The 4,245-nt window shown below is 71.0% G+C and carries 5 protein-coding genes; 4 read left to right on the top strand and 1 reads right to left on the bottom strand.

Going from position 1 to position 4,245, the window contains the following annotated elements; translation table 11 throughout:
• Positions 1-145: 145 nt before the first annotated feature.
• Positions 146-868, bottom strand: a complete 723-nt coding sequence (locus ACFW22_RS35680; protein WP_386412927.1) for a lysophospholipid acyltransferase family protein — start codon at positions 866-868, stop codon at positions 146-148.
• Positions 869-1,092: 224 nt separating this feature from the next.
• Here ACFW22_RS35680 and ACFW22_RS35675 point away from each other — a divergent pair, with 224 nt between their 5' ends.
• From ACFW22_RS35675 to ACFW22_RS35660, 4 genes are all read left to right on the top strand, one after another.
• Complete coding sequence (locus tag ACFW22_RS35675; protein ID WP_386412925.1) at positions 1,093-1,404, top strand: TlpA family protein disulfide reductase; 312 nt, start codon at positions 1,093-1,095, stop codon at positions 1,402-1,404.
• Between the two features lie 197 nt (positions 1,405-1,601).
• Positions 1,602-2,126 carry a flavin reductase family protein gene (locus ACFW22_RS35670; protein ID WP_386412922.1) on the top strand — a complete coding sequence of 175 codons (525 nt, stop codon included), beginning with the start codon at positions 1,602-1,604 and terminating at the stop codon, positions 2,124-2,126.
• A 199-nt stretch (positions 2,127-2,325) separates the two neighbouring features.
• Positions 2,326-3,120, top strand: a complete 795-nt coding sequence (locus ACFW22_RS35665; protein ID WP_386412920.1) for an electron transfer flavoprotein subunit beta/FixA family protein — start codon at positions 2,326-2,328, stop codon at positions 3,118-3,120.
• Between the two features lie 102 nt (positions 3,121-3,222).
• Complete coding sequence (locus ACFW22_RS35660; RefSeq protein ID WP_386412918.1) at positions 3,223-4,185, top strand: electron transfer flavoprotein subunit alpha/FixB family protein; 963 nt, start codon at positions 3,223-3,225, stop codon at positions 4,183-4,185.
• The last annotated feature ends 60 nt before the right edge of the window (positions 4,186-4,245 follow it).

Genomic DNA, 4,245 nt, shown 5'->3' with positions numbered 1-4,245 from the left:
GCTTCCGGTCCGGCCGCATCTGCGTGGTCCTCCCGCTCGACCGGCCCCGGCGCGCACGCGGCCGGCCCGGTGCGCGGGCCGGCCGGTACGGCAGGAGGCCCCGGGGCGGTGGACGTCCCGGGGCGGTGGTGCGGAAACGGGTCCGTCAGCCGGCGTCCTTGACCTCGGCGGGCGTCGGAGCCGTACCCCCGAGGTGCGCGGGCATCCACCAGGTGTCGCTCGCGTCCTTCGGGCGGACCGGATAGGCGCGCTGGGCGGCCTCCAGCAGCTCCTGGACGCGCTCGCGGAGCCGTCGGGTGATAGCCCCCGCGTACTGGTCGGCAGGGGCCTCGACGGCCTCTCCGACGCGGATCGTCACGGGGATGTGGCTCCGCTTGAAGTTCCGGGGCCGGCCCTTGGTCCAGAGCCGCTGGGTCCCCCACAGCGCCATCGGGACCAGCGGGACGCCGGCTTCCTGCGCCAAGCGCGCGGCACCCGTCTTGAACCCCTTCAGGGTGAAGGACTGGGAGATGGTCGCCTCGGGGAAGACGCCGACGATCTCTCCGGCCCGCAGGGACTCGAGGGCGTGCCGGTAGGCGTGCTCGCCCTGGGAGCGGTCCACCGGGATGTGCTTCATGCCGCGCATGAGCGGTCCCGAGACCTTGTGGCGGAAGACCGAGTCCTTCGCCATGAAGCGCACCAGCCGCTTCTGCGGCAGCGCGGCGAGGCCCGTGAAGATGAAGTCCAGATAGCTGATGTGGTTGCTCACGAGGACGGCGCCGCCGGTCCGCGGGATGTGTTCCGAACCCTGAACGTCGATCTTCAGGTCCAGCGCCTTGAACATGGTCAGCGCGGCGCCGATGACCGGTCGATAGACGAGTTCTGCCATCGGAGAGGAACCCCTTCTTCTGGTGCCTGGGGAGGGCTCTCCCGGCGAAGTTACGCGGCCGTAGGTTTTCGGCTTTGGGCAGATCGTGCCCCATGTGGGGCCGTGTGACCAGTCCAGACGGCTTCGTAGGGAGAGATTCTCGTCACTCGCGGTCTCCGTGGCGAGAACCGAGCGCTGTCGTGGGAAGGTGGAACGGGGCAGTCGTGCGGTGGAGGGAGCGAAGGATGACCGGGGTCCTGGGGGCGCAGGAGATCGGCGTCGAGCTGGGGGAGAGGGCCACCCTGGTCCAGTTCTCGACCGCCTTCTGCCAGCCCTGCCGGGCCACCCGGCGCACCCTCGCCGAAGTCGCCGCGATGGTGCCGGGCGTGGGACACGTGGAGATCGACGCGGAGGAGCGACTCGACCTCGTGCGTCGGCTCGGCATCGTCCGCACCCCCACCGTCCTCGTCCTCGACGCGGCGGGACGCGTCGTCCGCAGGGCCTCCGGGCAGCCCCGCAAGGCGGACGTCATCGCCGCCCTGGGGCGGGCGGTCTGACGCCGTGACACTTCTCCCACATCCCGGTACGCACTTGACTGCGCAGGCCACCGATCGTCACCCTGACGGAGTGCCCCCTGAACTCCTTCTCTACGGCCGGGTCCACGTGGACCTGGCCCGCAACGCGAGCGCGCGCTGTCCGGGTGTCTGATCACCCCGGGACCCCTCTCATGCCGCCCTCGCAGAAGGACAACTCCATGACGGTTACGCCAGAGCTCCGCACCGTTCCCGCGATCGGTGCACCCCGCCAGGCCTCTCCCGACCTGCTCCGCTCCGTCTTCCGCCGGCACGCGGCCGGTGTCGCGGTCATCACCGCGCACGGTGAGCGGCCGGTCGGTTTCACCGCCACCTCGCTCAACTCCGTCGCCGCCGACCCTCCGATGGTCTCCTTCGGTGTGGGAACGGGTTCCTCCAGTTGGCCCGTGATCGCCGAGGCCGAGCACATCGGCGTGCACATACTCGGCGAGCACCAGCAGGAGCTCGCGGGAACCTTCGCGCGCAGCGGTGCCGACCGCTTCGGGGAGGGGACCCGCTGGAGCGTCGGCCCCGAGGGCGTGCCCGTGCTCGACGGAGTCCTGGCCTGGTTGGTCTGCCGGGTGGAGGCGCGGGTGCCGGCGGGGGACCACCGGATCGTGATCGCGCGGGCGGTCGCCGGCGATCCGGACGGGGCGGGCCGACCGCTGCTGTACCACCACGGTCGCTTCAACGCGCTGCGCGACTGAGAGTTCCCGTGCGCACGGTTCTCCGCGCGTTGGCAAGGTCACATGTCTGAGCGCTTGCTCAGTGGTAACGAACTGGGTGTACTGGCGAGTAATATTTCGGACGGGGCGTCTGGCGCCCCGACCGGAAACCCGCCCTTCAGGCGCCTATGCTGCGAGCAACAAGGCAGCCCGTTATGACCGATGCAGTAGGAGAGCCGGCGTGAGCTTGAGGATCGTTGTCTGTGTGAAGTACGTGCCCGACGCCACGGGCGATCGGCACTTCGCCGATGACCTGACCGTGGACCGCGACGACGTCGACGGCCTGCTGTCGGAGCTCGACGAGTACGCGGTCGAGCAGGCCCTGCAGATCGCCGAGGAGGCCGACGACGCCGAGGTCACCGTGCTCACGGTCGGTCCCGAGGACGCCAAGGACGCGCTGCGCAAGGCGCTGTCCATGGGTGCCGACAAGGCCGTCCACGTCGAGGACGACGACCTGCACGGCACCGACGTCATGGGCACCTCGCTCGTGCTGGCCAAGGCGATCGAGAAGGTCGGCTACGACGTCGTCATCGCCGGCATGGCCTCCACGGACGGCACCATGGGCGTGCTCCCGGCGATCCTCGCCGAGCGGCTGGGCGTTCCGCAGGTCACCCTGCTCTCCGAGGTCAAGATCGAGGGTGGCCCCAACGGCACGGTCACCGGCCGTCGCGACGGTGACACCGCCTCCGAGCAGCTGGAGGCCTCCCTCCCGGCCGTCGTGTCCGTGACGGACCAGTCGGGCGAGGCCCGCTACCCCTCCTTCAAGGGCATCATGGCCGCCAAGAAGAAGCCGGTGGAGTCCCTGGACCTCTCCGACCTCGACATCGAGGCCGACGAGGTCGGCCTGGAGGGCGCCTGGACCGCGGTCGACTCCGCCGCCGAGCGCCCCGCGCGCACCGCGGGCACGATCGTCAAGGACGAGGGCGAGGGCGGCAAGCAGCTGGCCGAGTTCCTCGCGAGCCAGAAGTTCATCTAGTTGCCGGGGGTCCGGGGTTCGCCCCCGGGCCGGCACGGCACCTAAGGCTCGCGCGAGCCCACCAGACCGCCTTTCCTTCCGTTCGCAGGAGATTGAAGTCCCATGGCTGAGATTCTCGTCTACGTCGACCACGTCGGCGGAGCCGTCCGCAAGCCCACCCTGGAGCTGTTGACCCTCGCCCGCCGTCTGGGCGACCCGGTTGCCCTCGCCGTCGGTGAGGGTGCTGCCGACACCGCTGCGGCCCTGGCCGAGCACGGTGCGGTGAAGGTCCTCACCGTCGACGCCCCCGAGTTCGCCGAGTACCTCGTCGTCCCGAAGGTCGAGGCCCTCCAGGCCGCGTACGAGTCCGTGTCCCCGGCCGCCGTGCTCGTCCCGTCCTCCGCCGAGGGCAAGGAGGTCGCCGCCCGCCTCGCGGTCCGCATCGGCTCCGGCATCATCACCGACGCCGTCGACCTGGAGGCCGGTGACGAGGGCCCGGTGGCGACCCAGTCGGCGTTCGCCGCCTCCTTCACCACCAAGTCCCGCGTCTCCAAGGGCACCCCGGTCATCACGGTCAAGCCGAACTCGGCGCCCGTCGAGGCCGCGCCGGCCGCCGGTGCGGTCGAGGCGCTCGCCGTCTCCTTCTCGGACGGGGCCCGCGGCACCAAGGTCACTTCCCGCACCCCGCGGGAGTCGACCGGTCGTCCGGAGCTGACCGAGGCCGCGATCGTGGTCTCCGGCGGTCGCGGGGTCAACGGCGCCGAGAACTTCGCGGTCATCGAGGCGCTCGCCGACTCGCTCGGCGCCGCGGTGGGTGCCTCCCGTGCCGCGGTCGACGCCGGTTGGTACCCGCACTCCAGCCAGGTCGGCCAGACCGGCAAGTCGGTCTCGCCCCAGCTGTACATCGCCTCCGGGATCTCCGGTGCGATCCAGCACCGCGCGGGCATGCAGACCTCGAAGACCATCGTCGCGATCAACAAGGACGCCGAGGCCCCGATCTTCGACCTCGTCGACTACGGCGTCGTGGGCGACCTCTTCGACGTGGTCCCGCAGCTGACCGAGGAGGTCAAGACCCGCAAGGGCTGACCTGCGGTTCTGTTGGGCCCGGGGGCGGCCCGGGGGGGCCGCGGCCGGGGGGCCCCCGGG

Origin of the sequence: Streptomyces sp. NPDC058872, from assembly GCF_042743065.1 — a bacterium.
GTDB lineage: Bacteria > Actinomycetota > Actinomycetes > Streptomycetales > Streptomycetaceae > Streptomyces.
Note: the sequence above shows the minus strand (reverse complement) of the source record. Positions and strands in the feature narration are given on the sequence as shown.

Coding starts and splice junctions, on each gene's coding strand:
- ACFW22_RS35660 (WP_386412918.1), top strand. CDS start 3,223: ATGGCTGAGATTCTCGTCTACGTCGACCACGTCGGCGGAGCCGTCCGC.
- ACFW22_RS35675 (WP_386412925.1), top strand. CDS start 1,093: ATGACCGGGGTCCTGGGGGCGCAGGAGATCGGCGTCGAGCTGGGGGAG.
- ACFW22_RS35680 (WP_386412927.1), bottom strand. CDS start 868: ATGGCAGAACTCGTCTATCGACCGGTCATCGGCGCCGCGCTGACCATG.
- ACFW22_RS35670 (WP_386412922.1), top strand. CDS start 1,602: ATGACGGTTACGCCAGAGCTCCGCACCGTTCCCGCGATCGGTGCACCC.